This window comes from Myceligenerans pegani (assembly GCF_014892515.1).
GTDB classification, from domain to species: Bacteria; Actinomycetota; Actinomycetes; order Actinomycetales; family Cellulomonadaceae; genus Myceligenerans; species Myceligenerans pegani.
In genome coordinates this window covers 313895-336370 of sequence record NZ_JADBGR010000107.1, presented here as the reverse complement: position 1 = coordinate 336370, position 22476 = coordinate 313895, and the positions used below count along the sequence as shown (strand labels likewise).

22 protein-coding genes are annotated in these 22476 nt (G+C 72.1%); 16 read left to right on the top strand and 6 right to left on the bottom strand.

Annotated elements, in window-relative coordinates:
* Nucleotides 1-131 precede the first annotated feature (131 nt).
* From IIE03_RS22335 to IIE03_RS22315, 5 genes are all read left to right on the top strand, one after another.
* Entirely contained in the window at nucleotides 132-953 is an 822-nt protein-coding gene (locus tag IIE03_RS22335; protein WP_192864966.1) for a GerMN domain-containing protein, read from the top strand.
* Nucleotides 954-963: 10 nt separating this feature from the next.
* The gene (locus tag IIE03_RS22330; RefSeq protein WP_192864965.1) at nucleotides 964-1656 is read left to right on the top strand and encodes a hypothetical protein; all 693 of its coding nucleotides are present in this window, start codon (nucleotides 964-966) and stop codon (nucleotides 1654-1656) included.
* On the top strand, nucleotides 1653-2429 hold the full coding sequence (locus tag IIE03_RS22325; RefSeq protein ID WP_192864964.1) for a neocarzinostatin apoprotein domain-containing protein: 777 nt from the start codon (nucleotides 1653-1655) through the stop codon (nucleotides 2427-2429). Before IIE03_RS22330 ends, IIE03_RS22325 begins: the two co-directional genes overlap by 4 nt.
* Nucleotides 2430-2620: 191 nt before the next feature.
* Nucleotides 2621-3505, top strand: a complete 885-nt coding sequence (locus IIE03_RS22320) for an NlpC/P60 family protein (RefSeq protein WP_192864963.1) — start codon at nucleotides 2621-2623, stop codon at nucleotides 3503-3505.
* A 98-nt stretch (nucleotides 3506-3603) separates the two neighbouring features.
* Entirely contained in the window at nucleotides 3604-6933 is a 3330-nt protein-coding gene (locus IIE03_RS22315; protein ID WP_192864962.1) for a BTAD domain-containing putative transcriptional regulator, read from the top strand.
* A gap of 58 nt (nucleotides 6934-6991) precedes the next feature.
* On the opposite strand, the gene IIE03_RS22310 is transcribed toward IIE03_RS22315, so the two are convergent.
* Nucleotides 6992-8431, bottom strand: a complete 1440-nt coding sequence (locus IIE03_RS22310) for a sensor histidine kinase (RefSeq protein WP_192864961.1) — start codon at nucleotides 8429-8431, stop codon at nucleotides 6992-6994.
* 136 nt (nucleotides 8432-8567) lie between these two features.
* On the opposite strand from IIE03_RS22310, the gene IIE03_RS22305 reads away from it, so the two are divergent.
* Genes IIE03_RS22305 through IIE03_RS22295 form a run of 3 tightly spaced genes read left to right on the top strand, consistent with a single transcriptional unit; the run spans nucleotide 8568 to nucleotide 10946 of the window.
* The gene (locus IIE03_RS22305; protein ID WP_192864960.1) at nucleotides 8568-9500 is read left to right on the top strand and encodes an ABC transporter ATP-binding protein; all 933 of its coding nucleotides are present in this window, start codon (nucleotides 8568-8570) and stop codon (nucleotides 9498-9500) included.
* The gene (locus tag IIE03_RS22300) at nucleotides 9497-10213 is read left to right on the top strand and encodes a hypothetical protein (protein WP_192864959.1); all 717 of its coding nucleotides are present in this window, start codon (nucleotides 9497-9499) and stop codon (nucleotides 10211-10213) included. The genes IIE03_RS22305 and IIE03_RS22300 overlap by 4 nt, the downstream gene beginning before the upstream one ends.
* A gap of 49 nt (nucleotides 10214-10262) precedes the next feature.
* Entirely contained in the window at nucleotides 10263-10946 is a 684-nt protein-coding gene (locus IIE03_RS22295) for a response regulator (protein ID WP_192864958.1), read from the top strand.
* 25 nt (nucleotides 10947-10971) lie between these two features.
* Here the strand turns inward: IIE03_RS22295 and IIE03_RS22290 are convergent, their stop codons facing one another.
* Entirely contained in the window at nucleotides 10972-11649 is a 678-nt protein-coding gene (locus IIE03_RS22290; RefSeq protein WP_192864957.1) for a hypothetical protein, read from the bottom strand.
* A 243-nt stretch (nucleotides 11650-11892) separates the two neighbouring features.
* Here IIE03_RS22290 and IIE03_RS22285 point away from each other — a divergent pair, with 243 nt between their 5' ends.
* The 3 genes from IIE03_RS22285 to IIE03_RS22275 are packed head-to-tail and all read left to right on the top strand — an operon-like array spanning nucleotide 11893 to nucleotide 15929.
* Nucleotides 11893-12732, top strand: a complete 840-nt coding sequence (locus IIE03_RS22285; protein ID WP_192864956.1) for an ABC transporter ATP-binding protein — start codon at nucleotides 11893-11895, stop codon at nucleotides 12730-12732.
* Between the two features lie 37 nt (nucleotides 12733-12769).
* The gene (locus tag IIE03_RS22280; protein WP_192864955.1) at nucleotides 12770-13771 is read left to right on the top strand and encodes an ABC transporter substrate-binding protein; all 1002 of its coding nucleotides are present in this window, start codon (nucleotides 12770-12772) and stop codon (nucleotides 13769-13771) included.
* A 1-nt stretch (nucleotide 13772) separates the two neighbouring features.
* Complete coding sequence (locus IIE03_RS22275) at nucleotides 13773-15929, top strand: iron ABC transporter permease (protein WP_192864954.1); 2157 nt, start codon at nucleotides 13773-13775, stop codon at nucleotides 15927-15929.
* Nucleotides 15930-16019: 90 nt separating this feature from the next.
* Here IIE03_RS22275 and IIE03_RS22270 read toward each other — a convergent pair whose 3' ends face one another.
* From IIE03_RS22270 to IIE03_RS22260, 3 genes are all read right to left on the bottom strand, one after another.
* Nucleotides 16020-16982, bottom strand: coding sequence for a hypothetical protein (locus IIE03_RS22270; RefSeq protein WP_192864953.1), 963 nt, complete (start codon nucleotides 16980-16982; stop codon nucleotides 16020-16022).
* Nucleotides 16983-17017: 35 nt separating this feature from the next.
* Nucleotides 17018-17209, bottom strand: a complete 192-nt coding sequence (locus IIE03_RS22265; RefSeq protein WP_192864952.1) for a hypothetical protein — start codon at nucleotides 17207-17209, stop codon at nucleotides 17018-17020.
* A 292-nt stretch (nucleotides 17210-17501) separates the two neighbouring features.
* The gene (locus IIE03_RS22260) at nucleotides 17502-18482 is read right to left on the bottom strand and encodes a DUF5937 family protein (RefSeq protein ID WP_318843122.1); all 981 of its coding nucleotides are present in this window, start codon (nucleotides 18480-18482) and stop codon (nucleotides 17502-17504) included.
* 97 nt (nucleotides 18483-18579) lie between these two features.
* Between IIE03_RS22260 and IIE03_RS22255 the strand changes: the two genes are divergently transcribed.
* Both IIE03_RS22255 and IIE03_RS22250 read left to right on the top strand, forming a co-directional pair.
* Nucleotides 18580-18912, top strand: coding sequence for a cupin domain-containing protein (locus IIE03_RS22255; protein WP_192864950.1), 333 nt, complete (start codon nucleotides 18580-18582; stop codon nucleotides 18910-18912).
* Nucleotides 18912-19205, top strand: coding sequence for a DUF4287 domain-containing protein (locus IIE03_RS22250; protein ID WP_192864949.1), 294 nt, complete (start codon nucleotides 18912-18914; stop codon nucleotides 19203-19205). The genes IIE03_RS22255 and IIE03_RS22250 overlap by 1 nt, the downstream gene beginning before the upstream one ends.
* A gap of 49 nt (nucleotides 19206-19254) precedes the next feature.
* Here the strand turns inward: IIE03_RS22250 and IIE03_RS22245 are convergent, their stop codons facing one another.
* On the bottom strand, nucleotides 19255-20067 hold the full coding sequence (locus IIE03_RS22245) for an SDR family NAD(P)-dependent oxidoreductase (protein ID WP_192864948.1): 813 nt from the start codon (nucleotides 20065-20067) through the stop codon (nucleotides 19255-19257).
* 99 nt (nucleotides 20068-20166) lie between these two features.
* Here IIE03_RS22245 and IIE03_RS22240 point away from each other — a divergent pair, with 99 nt between their 5' ends.
* The 3 genes from IIE03_RS22240 to IIE03_RS22230 all read left to right on the top strand — a co-directional run bounded on the left by IIE03_RS22240 (nucleotide 20167) and on the right by IIE03_RS22230 (nucleotide 22429).
* Nucleotides 20167-20745, top strand: a complete 579-nt coding sequence (locus IIE03_RS22240; RefSeq protein ID WP_192864947.1) for a TetR/AcrR family transcriptional regulator — start codon at nucleotides 20167-20169, stop codon at nucleotides 20743-20745.
* A gap of 139 nt (nucleotides 20746-20884) precedes the next feature.
* Complete coding sequence (locus tag IIE03_RS22235; protein ID WP_192864946.1) at nucleotides 20885-21430, top strand: SRPBCC family protein; 546 nt, start codon at nucleotides 20885-20887, stop codon at nucleotides 21428-21430.
* Between the two features lie 147 nt (nucleotides 21431-21577).
* Entirely contained in the window at nucleotides 21578-22429 is an 852-nt protein-coding gene (locus tag IIE03_RS22230; protein ID WP_192864945.1) for a phosphotransferase family protein, read from the top strand.
* Nucleotides 22430-22476: the final 47 nt, after the last annotated feature.

Sequence of the window (22476 nt, the reverse complement as noted above, 5' to 3'; positions counted from 1 at the left end):
CACGCCTCCTACCTTCGGATCGGACCCAGGCGCTCCGCCTCGGGCCGACCACCTCTGCGAAGGGACAACATCATGACGACCGATGTCCGTCTGACTCGTCCATCACGCCTGAACGATGGAGAGGGCATCTCATGAGCGAATCGAGACCGGCGGTGCGTCGGGCGACGCACCGCCGTAGATGGGCGGCGGTGGTGACCGCCGCGGTGGCCATGGGTGCCGCGCTCGTACCGCTCGGCGCTCACGGCGCCGTCGGCCAGGACCGCGGGTCGGACGCGCAGCACCAGGCACGCCTGGCTTTCCTCGCCAGCCCGATCGTCACCGAGTTCTCCGAGTCCACCAGGGTCGCGCGGGTGGACGTCTCCAAGGACCCGCGAGTCGCGAACGAGTGGCTCGAGGAGTCGGCGGACGTCATGGACGGCTGGACCATCGTCGTCGGCGGGTTCGAAGTGGAGCCGGGTGCCGAGCGCCGGGCGGCCGACGAGGCAGTCGGGAACCCAGGAGCACCGGGCGTCGCCGGAGCGGCTCCCGTCTGTCCCGACATCCCGCAGGGCTCCCGCTCCACGGACGGTTCCACGACGCCTGACCTGGGCTGTGACCTGGCGACGGGGGAGCGTCGGACCGGCGAGCCGAGCGCGGGGGAGCCGTCCGACACGCTGGCGACGGCGGTCGACGACACGCTTTCCGCGTTGCTGCCGGACGCCGACCTGGCGCCCGCGAAGGTGCGGCTGGTCGCCGGTGCGGCGACGGTCGACGTGGCAACCGGGTTCGACGATGCGCTCGCCGACGGTGCGGCGCATCCGAGCGACGTGTGGCAGGCGCTGCTGTTCACGGCGCACAGCAACGGCGCCGTCGACTCGGTGACCTTCACGCTGGACGGCGACTGCCTCGCCTTCGCGTACGCGTCGGGCGGCGACATGTGCGTCGCCACCACCCTGCCGATCGAGCTGGACTGAGGTGATCACCATGAACGCGACACTCCGACGTGTCCTGTCCGTCGTGACCGCGTTTCTCCTGACCGGGGCCGGTCTCCTCGCGGTGGCGCCGTCCGCGTCCGCGGACGTGACCTATGTGCCCGACGGCGCCTGGAACGGCAAGGTGATCTACCTGTCGCAGGCGTGCCACGACCGCGGCGGCGACACGTGCGTCACCAACACCGGGTGCGACGGGTTCAGCGAGAACGCGAACTCCTACGCCTTGGCGGTCTCCGCGGCGATCGGTGACGACCCCGACCACCTGAACCTGACCAGGCGGGGCTACCGGGTGGTCCGTGGCAACGGCCTGACCCGCGAGAACATCGCCAACTCGAACAGGGTGGGCGCGGACCTGCACATCCCGCTCCACTCCAACGCGCTCAACGTGTCGTGTGATCCGGACCCGGCGCCTTCGAAGTACGGCACGCACGGGCTGTACGTGTCGGCCGCGGGACGGGAGTGTGCGGCGGACCTCGTGTCGCGCGTGGGAGCCAGCAGCCCGGGTGACAACGACAGGCTCGTGTACCGGACCGACCTCGGTGAGCTGAACCAGACCAACGCCGTGGCGTGCTATCTCGAGCAGGAGTTCCACGTGTGGCAACGCGGCGTGGACTGGATGCGGAACCGGGCGGCCTGGAGCGGCCTGATCGGGCTGGGTGTCGACGTCTACCTGGGTTACCCGTGAGGCGCCTGCTCCTCGGCGCCGTCGTGCTGGCCCTCGCGGCCTGCACGACGGCGTTTCCGCCGGAGCCGCAGCGGTCCGCCGAGAGCGCGCTGTCGTCGCACGGCGGGCCGAGCCTGACGGTGGAGGGTGCCGGCGGTGCGTGGATCGTGCACGGCACCGGGTACGACGAGGGCGGCGGGCAGTACCTGGTGCAGTGCACGGGTGGCACCTCAGCGGGCGCGAGCGCGCTCGACCGGTGCGACATGTCGACCATGGAGCAGGTCATGGCCGACGACGACGGTCGGATCGAGACGACGCGTCCAGTGAAGGGCTTCGTCCACGTCGGCGCGGTGGCCGAGGTGGACTGCGCCGGGGAGCCGTGCACACTGGCGGTCGCGGACCTGACCGACCGTGTCGTCGCCGCGGCGCAGGCTCGGCTGCCGGCCGGGGCGTCGATACCGGAGGCGCCGGCGCTCGAGCTGTCCGAGCTGGATCTCGACACCGCCGACGGCAGCGTCACCGTGAACGGCACAGGGTACGAGCCGGGAGCGGAGGTACGGATCGTGCAGTGCCCGACCGATGCTCGCGGGGTCGTGGCGGCGGAGTGCCTCTACGACGACGGCGTCCGGCTGATCGCCGACGGAGACGGTTCGGTGACCGCCACGCTGCGCGTGCGGCGCGAGATGCCGCGGGCGGGTGCGGCGGTGGACTGCGCGCAGGCCGGTGCCTGCGTGCTCGCGAACGCGTGGACCGACGGCGGGCGGATGGCCCTGGTCGACCTGCTCTGGGAATGAGTTGCCTGCCGTGGGAATGAGTTGCGGTCACCCGTACCCGGCACGCTCCGTACCCGGTCCGGGGCGGGTACGGGCGATGCCTCAGGTACGGGCGGTGTGCGGGAGTCGTGCCGCGTCGCCCGCTTCCTACCTTCGGAGCGGACCGGGGTGCTCCGCCCCGGGCCACCACATCTCTGCGAAGGAGCACGATCATGACGACTGACGTCCGCTCTGCCGGCGGCAGAACCTTCCGGGTCGCCTGGAGCTTCCTGGCCGCCCTCGCGCTGGTTGCCGGCATCCTGGTGGTCGCGGCACCGCCCGCTGCCGCCTGGCCCGCGAAGATCTCGATCGGAGGCTCGCTGGACACCAACGAGAAGCTGGTCTCTCCGAACGGCCGGTACAACCTGACGATGCAGGAGAACGGCAACCTGGTGCTGCGCGGTGCGAGCGAAGGCATCATCTGGAGCCCCGAGATGGACGGCTCCGGATCGGTCAAGGCCCAGATCACCGATGCCGGCAACGTCGTGCTTCGCCAGGCCGACGGCGATGTGATGTGGGCGAGTGGGACGACGAAATGGGCGTCGTCCGCGACCACCCTCGAGGTGACCAACAGCGGCAACGTGCTCCTCTCGAACGCCGCCGGTGACCACCTGTGGCGGGTCGGCCTGAGCCCGGCCATCCACGGCGTGGAGGCGATGATCGAGTACGCGAAGGAGCAACTCGGTAAGCCCTACAAATTGGGCTATCACGGTCCGACCTGGTTCGATTGCTCCGGACTCAGCCTGCAAGGGATCCGCGCCGGCGGGTTGGCCTACGGCTGGACCGCCGGCCCGGACGCAGAAGGCCACACCGCTTCCTATACGCAGTACAGCGACAGCGATCTTCCCCACAAGATCGACTTCAAGGACAGGCGTCGCGGTGACCTGGTGTTCTGGGACCTCAACCCGCGTACAGAGGGGGTGAGCCACGTGGCGATCTACCTCGGCGCCGGACGGATGATCCACACCGACCGGGCGTCAAAGCCTCTGCGGATCGAATCCGTGGGCGTTTTCCCGAGCTCGTCGCGGATGGACAAGGTCGTACGGCCGTTCCCCTGACCTGCACGCGCTGACGACGCTCCGCGGACCTGGCGGCCGTCCCCCTGGGCGGCCGCCNNNGGCCGCGGCGGGGCGCCCCGCCGATAAACTGCTCGATCGTGGGCACAGGCGGCGGACGTGAACTCGGGCGAGCGCGTCCCGCGGGCGTGGGGGATCTGGTCGGCCCGGCCGGGAACGGCGTCGCGGGAGAATCCGTCCGCGCCGGTGAGCTCATTCGTCGCGGCCGGCAACGTATCGGTCTCACCCAGCGCGAGCTCGCGCAGCTGGCCGGGCTGAGCACCGCGGCGATCCGAGACCTCGAACAAGGTCGGACCAGACGGCCGCGGCGGGAGTCGCTTCTCGCCATCGCCACGGCGCTGGATCTCGACGGTGCGGAAACGGCCTCGATCCAGGAAGCCGCCGCGGGCGGACACCTGAGGAACGCCGTCGACGTGCGACGAAGCGGGCCTGCCCGCATCAGCGTCCTCGGCCCGCTGCGGGTGACGACTGGCGACGAGCAGGTGATGGTTCACTCCGCCAAGCGGCGGTTGCTGCTCGCCAGGCTCGCCCTCGATCCCGGCGAGGTGGTGCGGCGCGAGGACCTGGCCGCGCTGCTGTGGCCCGACGGCGAACCGCGGGACTCCGGGCGGTTGCTGAGCGCCCACATCGCCCGGATCCGGCCGCTGTTCGGGCGCGGCGCGGTGCGCATCGAACCCGTCGCGTCGGGCTATCGGCTGTCGGCCGACGCCGAGACTCTCGATCTCCTGCGGTTCCGTGAGCTGGTGGCCGACGCCGCGGGCCAGCCCGCCGGTGAGCGGTTCGACCGCCTGGCCGCGGCGGTCGATGTCTGGCGCGGCGAGACCGACATCGACGAGCTGCGCTCGGACCCCGTCCATGCCGCCGTCGTCGAGGAATACGCCGCCGCGCTCCGGGCCTGGGCGGCTGTCGCCCGCGAGACCGCGCAACCCGAGGCGGCGCTGGCCCGTCTGCGGGACCACGCCGCCGCGTCATGTCTCGACGAGCCGCTTCAGGCCGAGCTGATCGCCACGCTCGCCGCGAGCGGGCGTCAGGCGGAAGCGCTGGCGGTCTTCGAGCGCGTGCGGACCACCCTGGACGAGATGCTCGGCATCGAGCCGAGCGAACTGCTCAGGAGCGTGCACCTCAAGGCGCTGCGGCAGGAGCACGGACCACCGCCGCGCCCGGTCCGCGCCGTCCAGCAGCTCCCCGCACCGCCGACGACGTTCGTCGGCCGCCAGGACGAGGTGGATGCGGTGACGCTCGCACTCGAACGGTCCCGCGGTCCCGGCCATCCCACCTCGAGGGCCGTGATCATCAGCGGTCCGGCCGGAGTCGGGAAGACCGCGCTGGCGCTGACGGCCGGCCACCGGCTGCGCGCGGCGTACCCCGACGGGACGCTGTACGCCGACCTCCGGGGCGACGGCCCCGGGCCCGCGGCGTCGGAGCCGGTCCCGGTCCCGACGCCACGCGAGGTCCTTACCCGGTTCCTCGTCGCCCTCGGTATCCCGTCACGCGACATCGGTACGGATGTCGACGAGCTCGCCGCGCAGTTCCGCAGCGAGCTCGCCGACCGCAGGCTGCTCATCCTCCTCGACAACGCCCGTGACGCGCGCCAGATCCGCGACCTCGTCCCCGGAGCGGGCGCGTGCGACGTGCTCGTCACCAGCCGGCACCAGCTCCAGGCGGTCCCGAACGCCGTCACGATCGATCTGGGTCTCCTGTCCGACAGCGCGGCATGCGCGCTGATCGCCGAAACGTCCGGGCGTGCTCCGGAGGAGACGACGCCCGACGAGCTGGCAGCGACCCGGCGCCTCGCGCAATCCTGTGGCCGCCTGCCGCTGGCCCTGCGGATCGCGTCGGCCCGGCTGGCGGCCCGGCCGAGCCTGCGAATCGAGGACCTCGCAGATCGCCTTTCCGACGAACGGGACCGTCTCGCCCAACTGCGAGCAGGTGACGCGAGCATCCGAGCCAGCTTCCTGCTCAGCTACGAGAACCTCTCCGACTCGGCCAAGCGTGCGTTCCGGCTCAACGCCCTGCATCCGGTGCCGCCGTTCGGCCTCGCGGCCTCGGCGGTTCTGCTCGACCTCGAGCCAGGAGCCGCCGATCTCGTCATCGAGGAGCTCATCGAAGCCAGCATGTTGTCCCAGGACGGACCGGACCGGTATCGCTTCCACGATCTTCTTCGGCTCTATGCCACCGAGCTCGCCGTCGGCGATCCCGAGGCGCCCGCGGCAGCCGCGCGGCTGCGGTCGTGGTACATCGACGGCGTGACCGCGGCCGTGGAGCTCGCCTACCCGGAACTGCTGCGGCTGCAGACCCATCCCGACCCGCACCGGCGCTTCGCCGACCTCGGCGAAGCGCTCAAATGGCTCGACTTCGAGGCCCAGTCCCTCGTCGCGCTGGTCGAACGACTCGCGGATGAGACGGAACTGCGGGCCTCGGCCTGGGTCGCAGCCGATCAGATGCGCGGTTACTTCCTGATCCGCCGGAACGCCGACGGATGGCTCAGATGCGCCGATGCCGGGCTCCGGGCGGCGAACGCCTCTGGTGACGCACGGGCCCGGACCGCGATGCTGATGAACAAGGAACAAGCGCTCGCCGCGCTCGGCCGCGACCGTGCAGCGCTCGATCTCTGCGTCCAGGCCGAGCAGCTCGCCGCCGAGTGCGGTTGGCGGACCGCTTCGGCCTATCTGTCACACCATGTCGGATGGTTGTCTCTGGTGCTGGGAGAGCTCACCGAAGCGGGGAGGTGGTTTCTCCGTGCCCTGGACCTCAGTGACGACGAGCGCGGAGACATGCGGGCGGTCGCGCTCAACAGCCTCGGCTTCCTCGAACTCCACCTCGGCAGGCCGGAGATCGCGCAGAAGCATCTCGAGGATGCCCTCGTCATCAACCGCGCCGCCGGGCGCGAAGCTTCGATGCTGGCCAACCGTGGGAACCTGGCAAGTGCGCTCCGTCTGCAGGGCAGAACGGTCGAAGCAGGATCTCACCTGGCCGACGTCCTTGCCGGGTATCGCGCGCGAGGCGACCTGCGCGGCGAACTCTCGACGCTCGACGAATGGAGCCTCTTGCATCGGCAGCAAGGCGACCACTCGGGGGCCGTGAGCGCCGCGCGTCAGGCGCAGGACATCGCGGTCATCCTGCGCGACTGGCAGCAACAGGCAAAGACGGCCGCGACGCTGGGCGAGGCGCTGCTGGCAGACGGACGGTTCGCCGATGCCGCGGAGCGGTTCCACCACGCGGCGGACCTCGCCCGACGCCAGGAGTACCCGTACCTCCTCTGCCGTGCCCTCTTCGGGCTCTCCGAGGCCGACCCGGTCGAGGAACGTCGTCGGACGTACCTTCGCGAGGCGACGGACATCGCCTCGGCACGTGGCTACCATGCCCTCTCCGCCGATTCCGGCCGGAGAGGCCGGCGCCGCGACGCGTGACCTGCGGCAGACGACCGCGACTCTCTCCTGGACGTCTCCCGTTCCTGCCAGGTCCGCCTCAGGCTCCGCCGCTGAGCACATAGGCGGTGAGGACCGCGACGACGCCGGTCAGCGGCACCCACAGCACGTCCACCATGTCGCGGCGCAGCGTCCGGCGCGCGTGGTCGACGACTGGTGGCGTGGCGGCGGGGGTGGTCGGCCGGGCTGGTCCGTCGTCGCTCGGGCCGTCCGCGTTTCCGATCGTCGGGGGTGTCCGGGGCGCCAACGGCAGGCGGGCCGTGACGACGAACGGGTCGCCGTCGTCCACCGTGAGGTTCCCTCCCGCGAGTCTGACCCGCTCGTCGAGTCCGACGAGTCCGTAACCACCGGACGCGGGCTCGGCCGGTGCCGCAGGTGTGCGGGGTGGTGTGGGGTTGCGCACCCGGACGAGCAGCTCGTCACCGTCGGCCGCCAACATGACCCGCACCGGGCTTCCCGGCGCGTGCCGGGCGGCGTTCGTGAGAGCCTCCTGGACGACCCGGTGCGCAGCCCGGGCAGCCTCGGACGGTATGTCGGCCCTCGCCGCAGTGGGCTCTCCCGCCGCGGCGGTCGTCTGATCTGTCGTGCCGCCGTGGGCCGTGCGGCCGCCGGGAACGGTTCCCTGGAATGCGGCGTCGAGGCCCGAGGCGCGAGCCCGTTCCACGAGTGCCGCGAGATCTGCCCGGAGGTCGAGGGTCGCAGGGCTGACGGGCTGTGGCTCGTTCTCCTCGCGCAGCACGCCGACGATCTGCCGTAGGCGTTCGGTGGCGTCGGCGGCGGTGGCCCGCAGGGTGGCGGCGGCGTCGTGCGTGGCGGTGTCGGCGCCCGCGGCGACCTGGAGCGCCGCGGCCTGGACGGCGAGGAGGCTGAGTTCGTGGCCGAGCGAGTCGTGCATGTCTCGCGCGATCCGTGCCCGCTCCCGTGCCCGTTCGGCCGCGACGGCACGCTCGCGTTCTTGTTCGAGCCGGCTTGCCAGTTCCCAGCCCGCCCGCACGAGTGCCTCCTGCCGCTCGACGACACGGCCCGCCGTCCACGGCACGACGATCTGGAGCAGGGTGGAGGAGGCCAGCTCGAGCCAGTCGGGCTCCGCCTCTCCCACGGCGGTGACCAGAGCGAAGACGGCGGCGATCACGGCCAGGACGACCCCCAGGCGAGCCAGTGCGTTGCCGCCCGTCGTGCGCCGGCCCAGCAGGAAGGCGAGCACGACCTGGGCAACCAGGAGTTGTTCGCCGTACATCGACCCGATCGCGACCAGGTTGAGCACGACCGGCGCGAGCAGCGCGGTCGCGGGCCACCGGCGCGCGACGAGCACGGCGACCGCGAGTGTCGGCGGCGCGAGGAGCCGTAGGTCCGCCTCCGTCCACGTCGCATGCGGCGGTACCTCGCCCCACGCGACCGTGGGTGCGGCCAGAACCACCCACAACAGCACGTCGGCAAGGACGTGCCGAGGCACGCGTCCGTTCGGCCTCTGCTCGCTCACCTCGTCACCGTACGACGGCGGCCCGGACGCGCGGTCGTCGAGGTGGCACCGGGGCGCAAGTCATGCCGAAAGTCGGTAGCGGGACCTGACGTCGGTCCACTGTGGGGGAGGAGGGGGCGCCCGTAGCGTCGTGGTCGTGATCGAGCTGAGAAACCTGACCAAGCGCTACGGGGACAAGACCGCCGTCGACGAGCTGTCCCTCACCCTGGAACCCGGGACCGTGACGGGCTTCCTGGGGCCGAACGGAGCGGGCAAGTCCACCACGATGCGCCTGATCCTGGGGCTGGACGCGCCGACGTCGGGCACCGCGACGATCGGCGGGCGCCGCTACGCCGACCTGCGGCGGCCGCTCCGCACGATCGGCGCGCTGCTGGACGCCAAGGCCGTGCACCCGGGGCGGACCGGACGCGACCACCTGCGCGCCATGGCGCGCAGCCAGGATCTCCCGGCACGCCGGGTGGCGGAAGTCCTGGAGCTGACGGGGATGACGGCGGCCGCCCGGCGCCGCGCGGGCACCTACTCGCTCGGGATGAGCCAGCGCCTGGGGATCGCCGGGGCGCTCCTGGGCGACCCTCGGGTGCTGATGCTCGACGAGCCCGTCAACGGCCTCGACCCCGACGGCGTGCGGTGGATCCGTACGCTGCTGCGCGGCCTGGCGGCCGAGGGCCGGACGGTGTTCGTCTCCTCGCACCTCATGAGCGAGATGGAGCAGACCGCCGACCGACTGATCGTTCTCGGCAGGGGCCGACTGGTGGCCGACGAGCCAATGTCTGCCCTGCTCACCGCCGGCGGGACCGTCGTGCGCGGCCCGGACCTGGGCCCGCTGGCCGCGGCGGTCGAGGCCGAGGCGCCGGGCACCGCACGCTGGACGGGCGACGGCGCCACGAGCACCACCGAACTGACCGTCTCCGGCCGCACACCCGAGGAGGTGGGCGCGCTCGCCCACCGCCTCGGCCTCCCGCTGCACGGGCTCGCGCCTGCCGGGCGAACCCTCGAGGAGTCGTACATGAACCTGACGGCCGAGTCGATCGAGTACGAGGCCGCGACGCCGGCCGGGGGCGCACGATGAGGGCCGCCGTCGCCACGGAGTGGATCAAGCTGCGCACCCTCCGCTCGACATGGTGGTTCCTCGGCGGCGCCGCAACCCTCATGCTCCTGCTCGCGCTCCTGGAGTCCGACAACGGCGACCCCACCTCCGTCCAGGCTCTGGCCCCCGCCATGAGCGGGGTCAGCTACTTCGTGCAGTACGTCCTGGCCGGGTTCGGCATGGTGGCGATCACCGGCGAGTTCGCGTCCCGCAGCATCACGGTGACTCTGGCCTGCACGCCGTCGCGCACCCGGGTCCTGGCGAGCAAGGCCCTTGTCGTCGGCGTGACCGCGTACGTGACCGGCGTGCTTGCTTCGGCCGGGAGCCTGCTCGTGGCGGCCGCCAGGTTCGACGAGTTCGGCCAGCTCGGCCGCGCCGAGGCCGGGGCCGTACTGCGGATGGGAGCCTTCCTGGCCCTGCTGGCCGTCTTCTGCCTCGGCCTGGGGACGCTGGTGCGACGTACGGCGGGGGCGCTGTCGATCACCCTCGTGCTGCTCCTCCTGGTTCCCGAACTGCTCCGCCTGGCATCCGAGAAGACCGGCCTGGCCTGGCTCGACACGGTCGGCACCTGGACGCCGTCACCGATCGGCTGGCGGTTCGTGCAAGGCGACCTCGCGGACGGCTGGGCGCTGTGCGCCTGGGCGGCGACAGCGGTCGCGGCCGGCGTCTGGGTGCTGCGCGCGCGGGACGTCTGAGGCGATGCCGCGTCCGGCCGCGGACGCGCGCCAGGGTTACCGTCGGACGGTGATCCGCGTGCTGCTCGCCGACGACGAGGCGATGATCCGGGCCGGGGTGCGAGCCATCCTCGCGGCCGACGCCGGCCTCGAGGTGATCGCCGAGGCCGACGACGGGCGCCGAGCCGTGGAGCTGGCCCGCGTGCACCGGCCCGACGTCGCACTCCTCGACATCCGGATGCCGGTGCTGGACGGCCTGGCCGCTGCCCGCGAGTTGCGGCTGGTCGTTCCGCACGTCCGTGTCCTCATGCTCACCACGTTCGGCGAGGACGAGTACGTCAGCGCGGCACTCGACGCCGGCGTGGCAGGCTTCCTGCTCAAGTCGGGCGACCCCTACGAGCTGATCGCCGCGGTCCGCGCGGCGGCCGACGGCGGCGCGTGGCTCTCACCACGGATCGCCCGGCAGGTGATCGAACAGGCCAGGCGCATGCATGCGCCCCGTCGGGCAGCCGCGCGTGATCGTGTCAGCTCGCTCAGCCCGCGAGAACGTGACGTGCTCGCCCTCCTCGGCGAAGGACTGCCCAACGCGGAGATCGGCGCCCGCCTGCACCTCGTGGAGGGCACGGTGAAGGCCTACGTGAGCTCCGCCCTCGACAAGCTCGGCGTCCGCAACCGCGTGCAGGCGGCCATCCTCGCCCACGAGGCGGGACTCTCCGGCCAGGGCACGGCCGGCTCGGCGACCACCACCGAGTAGCCGTCCGCCGGCCCGGAGCCACCCTCTACGGGAAGGCGTCGCCCAGCCAGTTGGTGTCGACGGCGTACGACAGCAGGAGGTACGCCAGCGCGAGCAACGCCAGGCCGCCGAGCCCGTACCGCCATCCCTTCCAGTCCTCGCCGTATCGTCGCCGACCCCGACCTGCGACAGCCCGCCAGGCAACGATCAGTGACCCGATCACACCCGTCAGGCCCAGCCCGGTCAGCCACAGGACGGTCACGAACAGGCCCAGCGCGGCCTCGATGCGCATTCCGAGCAGGTCAGCCTGCTCGGATACCGAATCAATCGTGTGCAGTACCGAGGCGATCGCCTGGCCCGGGCCGACCCGGGTGGCAGCGAGCAGCAGAAGGACCCCGACCGCGGCGTTGAGCCCGATGTCGATGCCGACCGCCACGCGAGCGCCGACTGCTCCGACCCGACGCGGGTGGGCGTTCGGATTGCTTCGCTCGACGTGGTGGGGCCAGCGCAGGACGGCGCCGATGATCGTGGCGAACGCGAACACGACCCAGAAGATCTCGCCGGATTGCCGACCGAGGCCGAACCACACGACGAGCAGGGTGAGACCGCCGACCACGCCGAGGACGATGGCCAGACCGTGTGCGGTGTGGCGTCGGTACTCGGCGCGATCGGCCCAGCAGGACGGGCAGGTGCAGGACGCGGGGTGATCGGGCGGAGCGGTCACCGTCGATCGACCTCCTCGAATGCTGATACGCCCGTATGACCGCGCCCAGTCTGGCACGGCACAGCCCCGTCGCCACGCACCGTCGTCCGGGCCCGCTCGACGTCTCTGCAGGGCACGACCCCCCGCTCCGCTGAAGGCCTGGGCCCGTGCTCGGCTGTCGGCACGTATCAGCAGATGGACGATCTTGCCGAAATGAGGATCACCTTGCTTAGGTAAGGGAAACCTAAGCAACTTCGGAGTGTGATGAGCGCGAGTACGGAGCCCTGGCTGCACGCCCGGCAGGTGTCGATCAGCTACGGCAACGACGACGTCGTCCGTGACGCCGAGTTGGTGCTCACCCCCGGTCGGGTCACCGCCCTGGTGGGCCCGAACGGGTCCGGCAAGTCCACGCTGCTGCGAGGGGTAGCGCGTCTGCAGCGGATCCGGACCGGCACCGTCGCCCTGCGCGACGGCCGCGACGCGGCGGCGCTGTCCTCACGCGAGTTCGCCCGGGAAGTCGCCATGCTCGCCCAGAGCCGGCCCACCCCCGTGGGCATCACCGTGCGCGACGCCGTCGAGTTCGGCCGCCACCCGCACAGGTCGCGCTGGCGGGGCAGCGACCCCGACGGAGCCGCACGGATCGAGCACGCGTTGCGGCTGACCCGCTTGCTGGACCGTTCCGGGGACATGATCGACGAGTTGTCCGGCGGGCAGCTGCAGCGCGTCTGGATCGCCAGTGCGCTCGCCCAGCACACCGACGTGCTGCTGCTCGACGAGCCCACCAACCACCTCGACCTGCGCTACCAGGTCGAGGTCCTGGAGCTGATCCGCGAGCTCGCCGACGACCACGGCATAGCCGTCGGCGCGGTGCTGCACGACCTCAACCAGGCCGCGGCGCTCGCCGACCGGGTGGTGGTGCTCAGCGGCGGGCGCGTCGTGGCCGACGGCCCGCCGGCCCAGGCACTGGACGGCGATCTCCTGAGCGACGTCTTCGAGATCGACATCGTGGTCGAGCACTCGGACACCGGCGTGCTGCACGTGCACGTGCCGCGGCAGCTGCTGCGGCGTCCGGCGAGATCGGTCGAAGCGGCACGCCCCGCCTGACCCGACCCCGCCACCACCCAGAGAAAGGATCCCTCCCATGGGACGAACCCCTGTCCTTGCCGCGACCGCCTTCCTGGCCGCGGCCGCCCTTGCCGCGTGCGGCACCACCGATCCGGCGACCGACTCGACCGGGGGAGACACGCAGACCGCAGGCTCCGCGGCCGGGCCGGTCACCGTCACCGACGCGGCCGGCGAGGAGGTCACGCTCGAGGCGCCGGCGGAGGACGTCGTCGCCCTCGAATGGAACCAGGCCGAGATGGTCACCACCCTGGGCGTCGACCTCGTCGGCCTCTCCGACGTCGAGGGCTACACCAGCTGGGTCGGCACCAGCGAGCCGCTGCGCAACGAGCCCCGGGACGTCGGCACCCGCCGAGAGCCCAGCATCGAGGCGATCGCCGAGCTGGAACCGGACCTGATCATCGGTAGCCCCACCTCGATCCCGGAGGACGCGATCGAGCAGATCGAGCGGATCGCACCCGTCGTGCTGCTGCAGAGCGCCGACGGCGCGGATCCGCTGGGCACCATGCGCTCCTCCTTCGAGACGGTCGCGACCCTCCTGGGCAAGGAGGCCGAGGCCGAGCAGGAGCTCGCCGACTTCGACGCCACCCTCGCCGAGAACGCCGCCGCGATCGACGAGGCGGGCCTGACCGGAACGCCGGTGGTGCTGACCTCTCCCTATGCCGAGGGCTCCACCTTGAGCATCCGGATGCACGGCCCGCGCTCCAGCGTGCAGGCCGTCGCCCTCGAACTCGGTCTCGCCTCCGCCTGGGAGGATCCGGGCGACGACGGTTACGGCCTGTCCAACATCGACCTCGAGGGCCTGACCGAGCTCCCGGACGACACGCAGTTCCTGTACTGGGGCAACGACGGCGAGGACGACCCGGTGGAGACCTCCATGGCGGGCAATCCGCTCTGGGAGGAGCTGCCGTTCGTCCAGGCCGGACAGGTGCACGAGGTCGCCGTCGGCATCTGGGCGTACGGCGGGCCGGCGTCCATGGCGGCCTGGTCGGACGACCTGGTCCGCGCGCTCGGAGCCTGACATGAGCGACGGCGTCACCCAGCAGCTCACGCGACCGGTCGGCGAGCCCTCACCCGGGCGCACCACGGGCCCCCGTGCCGTCCCCACCCGTCCAGGACCCGCGCCCACGACGACGCGATCCCGGTGGGCGGCGGCCGGAGCGATCCTGGCCGTACTCGCGTGGCTGGCCGGCGCCGTCGTCGTCCATCTGACCCAGGGCACCGCCGATCTCGACCTGGCGGGCCTCTGGCAGGTGCTCACCGGCCAGGCGGCCGGGACCGACGGCGCCGTCCTCGCCCAGTCCCGGCTGCCCCGTCTGCTGGCGGCCCTGGTGGTGGGATCGGCGCTCGGCGCAGCCGGCGCCACCATGCAGGGCGTCGCCCGCAACCCGCTCGCGTCGCCGGACACCACCGCCGTCAACGCGGGCGCCTACCTCGCCCTGACGATCCTGGCCGTCACCGGCATCCCGCTCGGGCTGTTCGGCAGCGCCACCGTCGCGTTCGCCGGCGGTCTTGCCGCCGCGTCCCTCGTGATCGCGGTCTCCGCCGGTACCCAGGTCTCCGCGATCCGGCTGGTGCTGGCCGGCTCCGCACTGACCCTGGGGTTGTCCGCCGTCACCTCGGTGCTCCTGGTCCTGTTCCCGTGGCAGACGCAGGGCATGTTCGCCTGGGGCGCCGGATCCCTGGCGCAGAACGGCGCGGCGGCAGTCACGGCGCTCGCCCCGGTCGTGGTCGCCGGCATACTCGCCGTGGTGCTGCTGGGCCGCCGCCTGGACCTCCTGCAGCTCGGCGACGACGCGGCCCGTTCCCTCGGCATCGCCGTCGGCCGCACCCGCATCGCACTCGTCGCCCTGGCGGTGCTGCTGGCCACGTCGGCCGTCACCCTCGCCGGCCCGATCGGCTTCGTCGGCCTGTGCGCACCCGTCCTCATGCGCCTGCTCGCGCGGGCGATCCCGCCACTGCGCAGGCACCGGGTACTGATCCCGGTCAGCGCCGTCGCCGGGATCGCCCTCGTCCTGACGGCGGACGTCGCGGTGCGCGAGATGTTCGGTGCCGTGCAGGGCGTCACCCTCCCCACCGGAGTGGCCACCACGATCCTCGGCGCCGTCTTCATGGTGGCGCTGGCCCAGCGGATGCGCACCGGCCTGGCCGGGGAGGCGCTCGCGTCGTTGCGCAGCGGGACGACGATCGGCCGCCGTGCCCCGTGGCTCCTGGTGCTGGGGACGCTCGTGCTGCTGGTGGGCGCGGGCACGGCGGGCATCCTGCTCGGGGACTCCACCGTGCTGCTCGGGGACGTGGCCAACTGGCTGCGTGGTGCCGCCTCGGTCCGGATCGAGGTGATCCTCGAGACCCGTGTCCCGCGCATGGCCGCGGCGCTCACGGCCGGTGCGGCGCTTGCCCTGGCCGGTGCCCTGGTCCAGGCCGTCACCAGGAACCCGTTGGCCGATCCCGGCATCCTGGGCATCTCCGCCTCGGCCGGGCTGGGCGCCGTGGTCACGATCGTGGCCGGGGCGAGCGTCGGTTTCGCCACGACCCTCGGCGGCGCGCTGGCTGGGGCGTCCATGGCCACCATCGCCCTGTTCGTCCTGGGCGCGCGCGGCGGTGCCGACCAGGGCCGGCTGGTCCTCGTGGGCGTGGGGATCGGGGCCGCTGCCAGCGCCCTGACCACGCTCCTGCTCGTGCGGACCGATCCGTGGAACCAGAACGCCGCGGTCACCTGGCTGGGCGGTTCCACCTACGGAGCCACCTTCGGCTCACTCGTCCCGACTCTCGTGGTGCTGGCCGTGTGCGCCGTGACCCTGTCCGCCTGGCACCGGGAACTCGATCTCGTCCAGCTCGACGAGACCACACCACGATCCCTCGGGGTGAACGTGCCGGGACTGCGCCGTGGCGCGCTGTTCCTGGCCGTGCTGCTGACCGCGGCCGCCACGGCCGGCGTCGGAGTGATCGCGTTCGTCGGGCTGGTCGCGCCCCACGCCGCCCGCCTGGTCGTGGGCAAGCGCCACGCACTCCTGCTCCCGCTGGCCGCGCTGCTCGGCGCGCTCCTCGTCGTCACCGCCGACATCGTCGGACGAGTGGTCCTGGCACCGGACCAGCTCCCCGCCGGACTGGTGACCGCCGCGATCGGCACGCCCTACTTCATCTGGCTGCTCTGGCACATGCGCGCCCGGCGCTCATGAGCTCCCACGACGACCGACGGCGTCTCGGTCGACCGCGCGAATCCGCTTGCGACCGGCACCGGCGGATCCGCGAAGCAATCGCGTCTGGGCTCAGCCGTCGGCGGAGGTGAAGCGGTGGAGGCCGGGGGCGTTGGCCGGCGGGTGCCGTTCGGTGAAGCCCTGGTCGACAACGAGCGCGCGCAGGCGGTAGGGCAGCTCCGCCGTGCCTCGCCCACGATTCATGACCCCGATCATCAGCGTGAGGTCGCCACGGAGCCGGGACCTGACACCGACGCGGGCGTAGTCGCTGTCCGTGCGGAGGGTGAGCCGGTCGACCTGTGTCCACGTCCACTCGAAGGACTCCCGGTCCGACGCAACCCGCACCCCTCGGGAGGAGATCTCCACGCGGTAGGTGGCGATGTTGCGGCGCAGGGCGAAGAGGAAGGCCCCCGCGAACGGGATCCCGACCAGCAGGCCCACCAGCACGATCTCGCGACGGCCCAGCGCGATCCCGGTCTCCGCCTGCAGCGCGATGAGCGGCGTCACCAGGATGGCCGCACCGATCACGACGCCGAGAAGAACGAGCCACGTGAGTCCGGCCATGGACAGCCGTTTCGCGCGCACCTCGATCCGGTACCCGTCCCGGTCACCGGTCCAGACCGGCGTGCCAGGGGGTGGCGCGGGCCGGGCGGGACGGACGGTCGTCCGCTCTCGGGGGCGGGAGCGGCGCCACCAGAGTCCGGTCGGGATCGACAGGGCGAGCACGACGGTGGTCCCCGCCAGGACGCCCGCGACCGGCGTCGGACCGTCGGTCTCCGAGAAGTGCGGGAGCAGCACGACGCCGACGTTGAGTGGGAGGGCGAGCCCCAGGACCAGGACCGTGAAGAGCATGGGCGTCATCGGCCCGTCCGCGTTCGGGTTCCGCTGCGCGCGGCGCTCCCAGCGTTCGACGGTCTTCCGTGAGGGCCAGCGCAGCACCTTCGCGGCGAGTATCGCGACCAGCCACATGACCGGAACGCTGACGACGACGATCGCCGCCGCGATCTCCACCGACGGCCAGAAAGCTTCCGACATCACGTCCCTTCCTGACATCGCCCCACGTGGCGAGCCTATCGGCAGAGCGCCGTCGGCGGGTTCGCGTCCGCGACCACCGCGAGAACGACGGCGGGCAGGGCCGGCGCGTCGCGCGTGGACGGGTCGTCGATGTCGACGGCAACCACCGATCCGGACGGGCCGACCAGCTCGCGCAGCAGCGCCGCGGTTCGAGCCGTCCGAGCAGTGGTGGGAGCCCTGGGCGACATCGTTCACCGACGCGGTCGTGCACTGGCTGGTGTTCGAGTCGCTGTGGCGCGACGTCTCCGTCGCGACGATATGGATGACGCTCCGAACTCGACGACCTGATCGGCAGAGGAACCCCGCTGAGTCTGTCGCAGCCGCTGGACGAGTCGGCCGCGGCCCGATGGCTGCTGGCGGACGACGTCGTCCTGCTGGAGGCGGGGACCGTCATGTTCTCCGCGCGATCTGCCGAGGCCGCCGCCGCGTTCCGCGACCGCTACCGGGCCGACTGGTTCGAGGAATGACGGACCAGCGCGATCACATCCCGGCCAGTGCCTCCCCGAGCGGCGTGCGCACGTGCAGCACCCGCGCGCCGTCGCGCCGGGCGTCGACCAGGCGGGCGGCGCTCAGCAGCGACAGGTGGTGCGAGGCGGTCGAGACGGCGAGCCCGCAGGCGGTCGCGACCTCGCTGGTGGACAGCGGCGCTCCCACGGCGAGCAGCACGCTCGCCCGTCCCGCGCCGAGCAGGCCGGCGAGCGCGTCGGCGGCGGGCGGGCGGTCGTCGGCCCAGCGTTCGGAGACGCCGAGCGCCGGGTAGAAGAGGGTGGGCTGTGCGGGTGGTTCGGTGACGACGGCGCAACGGGGCGCCATCACGGACGGCACGAGCACGAGCCCGCTGCCCGCGCAGTCGAGGATCTCGCCGTGCAGGCGCAGGCGGACGCGCACCGCGTGCGGGGCCCAGCTGACGGCCTCGTGCAGGGTGCCGACCATCGCCGCGAGCCCGTCCGTCGTCGCTCGCCGCGTGCGGACGGCGACGTCGGCCCGCAGGATGCGCTCGAGCTGCGGCCAGTACGGGGCGAGCAGGGCGTCCCAGCACTTCTCCCAGGCGTCGGCGGCGGTGGACCGGGCGTGCTCCGGGTCGTCTGCCAGGGCGCGCAGCAGCCGTTGCTCGGTCCCGCTCGTGCGGTCCACGCGCTTGAGCAGGTCGACCCGGAGCGGAACCAGGTCGGCGTCGCGCAGGCGCGCCAGCTCATCCTCGGGCGTGAGGTCCCAGCCGGGGGTCGAGGTGAGGAAGTCGGGCATGTACCCGTCGGGGCCGACAAGGAGGCGCAGCAGGTCGAAGGCTCGCGCCGGGACCTGGCCGCGCGCCCGGCGCAGCCACCCCCACTGGAGCGGGTGGTAGTGCGGCTGCCCGAGCACCCGCACGGCGTGGGCGAGCTCATGGCCGGGTGAGACGCCGAATCGGATGGCGGAGATGTCGTCGGGTGCGAGGCGGAACTCGACCACGTTTCGATGCACGTCGAAACCGTAGTGCGCCGGTGCGGCCGCGACGAAGCTGGGGGCATGCCGGCCGCGAGGCCGGCCCGAGACCCTCCGGACCCTGCAAGGAGTAGACATGACCGTGGTACCCGCCGAGACGATCCGCATTCCCGGCTCGCGCACCCTGCGCTACGAGGGCCGTGACCACGGCTCGGGCGTCTCGTTCTTCCTCGTCACCAACGACCCGGGCCAGGGCCCCGGGCTGCACCGCCACCCGTACAGCGAGACGTGGTCCGTCCTGGAGGGCGAGGCCACGATCACGATCGGCGACCAGAAGGCCGTCGCCCGGGCCGGCGACACCGCCGTCGTCCAGCCGGACGTCTGGCACGGCTTCACCAACACCGGCACGGAAACGCTGCGCATGATGTGCATCCACGCCTCGCCCACGATGATCCAGGAGAACCGCTGATGTCCTTCCAGGCATACCTCGACAACGTCGAGACCAAGACGGGGTTGAACCCGCGACAGTTCATCGACCTCGCCCACGAGCAGGGCTTCGGTCCCGGCAGCAAGGCGACGCCCGTCGTCGCGTGGCTCAAGGAGGCCTACGGGCTCGGCCACGGCCACGCGATGGCCGTCACGCACGTCATCACCAAGGGCGACCGGATCGGCGGCAAGCACATCGGCTCCACGGGCGCCCACCGAGACGCGAGCGACCGGCTCTGGCTCGACGGGAAGGACACGCGGCCCCGAGGACGCTAGCGGCCTTGCTCAGGGCCGCCCGCGCGCTCGCGGCGTGGTTGCCCTCGAGTCAGGCCGTCATGCCGCCGTCGACCGGGATCACCGTCCCCGTCACGTACGACGCGCGGTCGCTGAGGAGCCAGGCCGCGGCCTCGGCGATCTCCTCCGGCCGGGCACCGCGCCCGAGCGGTGTCATCGCGTTGAAGCGGTCGACGATCCCGGGAGTGTTCTGCTCCCAGGCCTCGATCATCGCGGTGTGGGTGGTGCCGGGCGCGATGGCGTTGACCCGGATGCCCTCGGGGCCGTAGGTGGCGGCGGCCGACCGGGTGAGGCTGTTCAGGGCGCTCTTCATCGCGCCGTAGGCCGGCAGCACGCTGTTGCCGCGGAAGCTGCCGACGGTCGACGTGTTGACGATGGCGCCGGTCTTCGAGGTGGCCCGGATCGCGGCGACCTCCGCGGCGATCGCGAGCCACTGCCCGCGGAAGTTGACCGAGTAGACGTGATCGATCTCGTCCTCGGGCATCCCGTCGAGCGGGCCCGGCGTCTGGACCGCGGCCCCGTTGTTGAACGCGACGTCGAGCCGGCCGTGCAGTTCGAGTACATGGCCGACGGCGTCGCGCACGGCGTCGCCGTCGGCGAGGTCGCAGACGGTGTGGTCGGCGACTCCGCCGTTGTCCCGGATCCCGGCGACGGTCTCCTCGAGTTGCTTCTCGGTCCGGGCGGCCAGGACGACGGCGGCGCCCTCCCGCGCGAACAGGCGTGCGGCGGCGGCGCCGATCCCGCGCCCGGCCCCGGTGATGAAGGCGACCTTGCCGGCCAGCAGGCCGTCCGAGGTGGTCGCAGGGGAGCCGTCGCGGACGGACTCGTTGCCGATGAAGCTCATGGTGGTTGCCTCTCCACGTTAGGTTGTCAGTGTCAACCTAACGATCCAGGTGGACAGTGTCAACCAGGGTTGCCCGGCGTCGCTGGCTATAGTCGGTGGGTGCCACCCACCACGCGGGAACTGCTGATCGGCGCCGCCACGGACCTGCTCGACGCCGGCGGTCCCGAGGCGGTCACCCTCCGGGAGGTGGGCCGGCGCGCGGGCGTCTCGCACAACGCCCCGTACAAGCACTTCGCCAGCAAGGAGGCGCTGCTCGCCGACGTCGCCGCGCGTGAGCTGTCCGGGTTGGCTGACACCGTCACCGGGCTGCTGAAGGACGAGAGGCAGGGGGCGGAGGTGCTCCGCGAGGTGCTGGGCGCCTACGCCGCGTGGGCGCTGGCTCACCCGGCCCGGTTCCGGCTGGTCTTCGGCCGGTGGTCGACGCCGTTCGAAAGCCTGGCGGAGGCTGCGCACGACGCGCGTGTCGCGCTCACGGGGACCGTGCGGAAGGCCCAGGCCGACGGCGCGCTGCCGGAGGGCGACTCCGATCGTCTGACCGGCCTCCTCCAGGCGGTGGTGCACGGATCCGTCGAGCTCGCCTTGGACGGGCACCTCGCCGTCGGCGGCAAGTGGAACACCGACCCCGACGGCGTCATCGACGACCTGCTGGGTTACCTCCAAGCTTCGGTGCGCGGCTGAGGGTCCGCGCCGACGTTGGTCGCGGGCTCACCCTGGTCGCGGTCGCGGACCGGCGGCGTGCATCGACCGCCCGGGTGGTTGACGGCGTCAACTCGGTGTCTCTAGCCTCTGATTGACAACGTCAACCACGGGAGCACTCATGGCGACACCACCCGACTACTCCGGCCCGCGGCCAGAGCCCGCAGTGGCGGGCTACGCGTCCGTCGTCCGCGACGTTCGCGTCGACGTCCCCCGCGTGACGTTCCTGGCCTGGGTGAACGCCCCTGGTAGGGAACTCGGGGACATGATCGAGACCGCAGACGACCTCACCCGCGTCGTGGGCACGGTGAACCTCCGGGGCGACTTCGACCCGGCCGTCGATCGCACAGGACACCGCCGGCGGGTCGAGCAGGCGACCGGCCATTACCTGGCCGAAGAGGTCCTCGACGACACGCCCGACGAGTTCCGGTACATGATCTGGGGCTTCACCGACCCGCGCCTGCGCCTTGCTGCCCGCTACGCGGTCGCCCGATTCGCGTACGCCGACGACGACGGCGCGACGCGCATCCACTGGGCCTACTCGTTCATGCCGACGACGCCGCTGCTGCGGCCCGTTGTCGGGATGATCCTGTCCCGTGCGATGGGGGAGATGATGCGCCGCACGTTGACCGCCTGGAAGGATGCGGCGGAACGGGAAGCCCGTTGAAGGCGGGTCGTCGATCGTCTGACCGGTGTCCTCCGGGCAGTTGTCCGGGGCCTGTCGTGTCGTGTCAGCTCGTCGGGTCGGGGCGCCCGGTCGCGGCATTGAGTCGGTATGCGCCGCGGACGCCGTGAGGCCCGATCGAGGAGGAGCATGAGCGCGACCGCAGAACTGCCCGCCGCTGTCGTCACGGCGGTTGCCCGGCACGCGGGCGGTGTCGAGGGTATCGAGCGGCTGGGCGGCCTGTCGGGCCGGACGGTCGTGGCCGTGCACGGGCGGTGGCGCACCGTCGTGGTGAAGGGTCCGGTTACCCGGGTCGAGGTCGCCGCCGCCACCGAGCTGGTCGATCCGTTGGCCCGTCACGGCGTCCGGGTTCCGCGCACACTCGCCGTCGTCGACGCGACGGGGGATTCGGCAGGCGACGACTGGGTGGTCATGGAGCACCTGCCGCGGGCGCTCCCACGGGAACGCTGGGGAGCGGATGGTCGCGTGGTCGACATGCTGCGCGGACTCCATGCCATGCCGCGGGAACTGGTGGAGCATCTGTCCGATCGGTACCGGCCCCGGTGGGACCCGTCGCTCACCGCGGCGGCATGCGTGGCTCTGGATGCCGACCAGGCCACGGCCGGGCGCCTGGCGGACCTGGCGGAACGCGCTCAGGACCTGTTCTTCCCGGATCGGGTCGTCTCGGGTGACCCCAACCCGCTCAACTGGCGTCTTGACGACCATGACAGCCCGGTGCTCGTGGACTGGGAGCGAATCACCGTGGCCTCGCCGGCGATCGATCTCGCGATCGTCCTGCCCGGGCTCCCGGACCGGGAGGCCGCCGCATCGATGGTGGCCGCCTACGGGAACGATGCCCTGGGTGTCGACGACATTCTCCTCGCCAAGGCCTGGACCGTGGTCGAACTCGCGGCGACGGCCGCGGCGGGGTCGGCCGCGCGTGAAGTGATCGAGCAGATCCGCGCGTCGTTCCTCGACTGGCTGGACGTCGGACCACCGTGACCTGTCTCACTGCTGGTCTCGGCTGCCGGCTCTTGCCTCTGACATCA

Coding starts and splice junctions, on each gene's coding strand:
- IIE03_RS22300 (WP_192864959.1), top strand. CDS start 9,497: ATGAGGGCCGCCGTCGCCACGGAGTGGATCAAGCTGCGCACCCTCCGC.
- IIE03_RS22235 (WP_192864946.1), top strand. CDS start 20,885: ATGGCGACACCACCCGACTACTCCGGCCCGCGGCCAGAGCCCGCAGTG.
- IIE03_RS22230 (WP_192864945.1), top strand. CDS start 21,578: ATGAGCGCGACCGCAGAACTGCCCGCCGCTGTCGTCACGGCGGTTGCC.
- IIE03_RS22335 (WP_192864966.1), top strand. CDS start 132: ATGAGCGAATCGAGACCGGCGGTGCGTCGGGCGACGCACCGCCGTAGA.
- IIE03_RS22245 (WP_192864948.1), bottom strand. CDS start 20,067: ATGAGCTTCATCGGCAACGAGTCCGTCCGCGACGGCTCCCCTGCGACC.
- IIE03_RS22320 (WP_192864963.1), top strand. CDS start 2,621: ATGACGACTGACGTCCGCTCTGCCGGCGGCAGAACCTTCCGGGTCGCC.
- IIE03_RS22265 (WP_192864952.1), bottom strand. CDS start 17,209: ATGTCGCCCAGGGCTCCCACCACTGCTCGGACGGCTCGAACCGCGGCG.
- IIE03_RS22285 (WP_192864956.1), top strand. CDS start 11,893: ATGAGCGCGAGTACGGAGCCCTGGCTGCACGCCCGGCAGGTGTCGATC.
- IIE03_RS22330 (WP_192864965.1), top strand. CDS start 964: ATGAACGCGACACTCCGACGTGTCCTGTCCGTCGTGACCGCGTTTCTC.
- IIE03_RS22280 (WP_192864955.1), top strand. CDS start 12,770: ATGGGACGAACCCCTGTCCTTGCCGCGACCGCCTTCCTGGCCGCGGCC.
- IIE03_RS22250 (WP_192864949.1), top strand. CDS start 18,912: ATGTCCTTCCAGGCATACCTCGACAACGTCGAGACCAAGACGGGGTTG.
- IIE03_RS22255 (WP_192864950.1), top strand. CDS start 18,580: ATGACCGTGGTACCCGCCGAGACGATCCGCATTCCCGGCTCGCGCACC.
- IIE03_RS22270 (WP_192864953.1), bottom strand. CDS start 16,982: ATGTCGGAAGCTTTCTGGCCGTCGGTGGAGATCGCGGCGGCGATCGTC.
- IIE03_RS22275 (WP_192864954.1), top strand. CDS start 13,773: ATGAGCGACGGCGTCACCCAGCAGCTCACGCGACCGGTCGGCGAGCCC.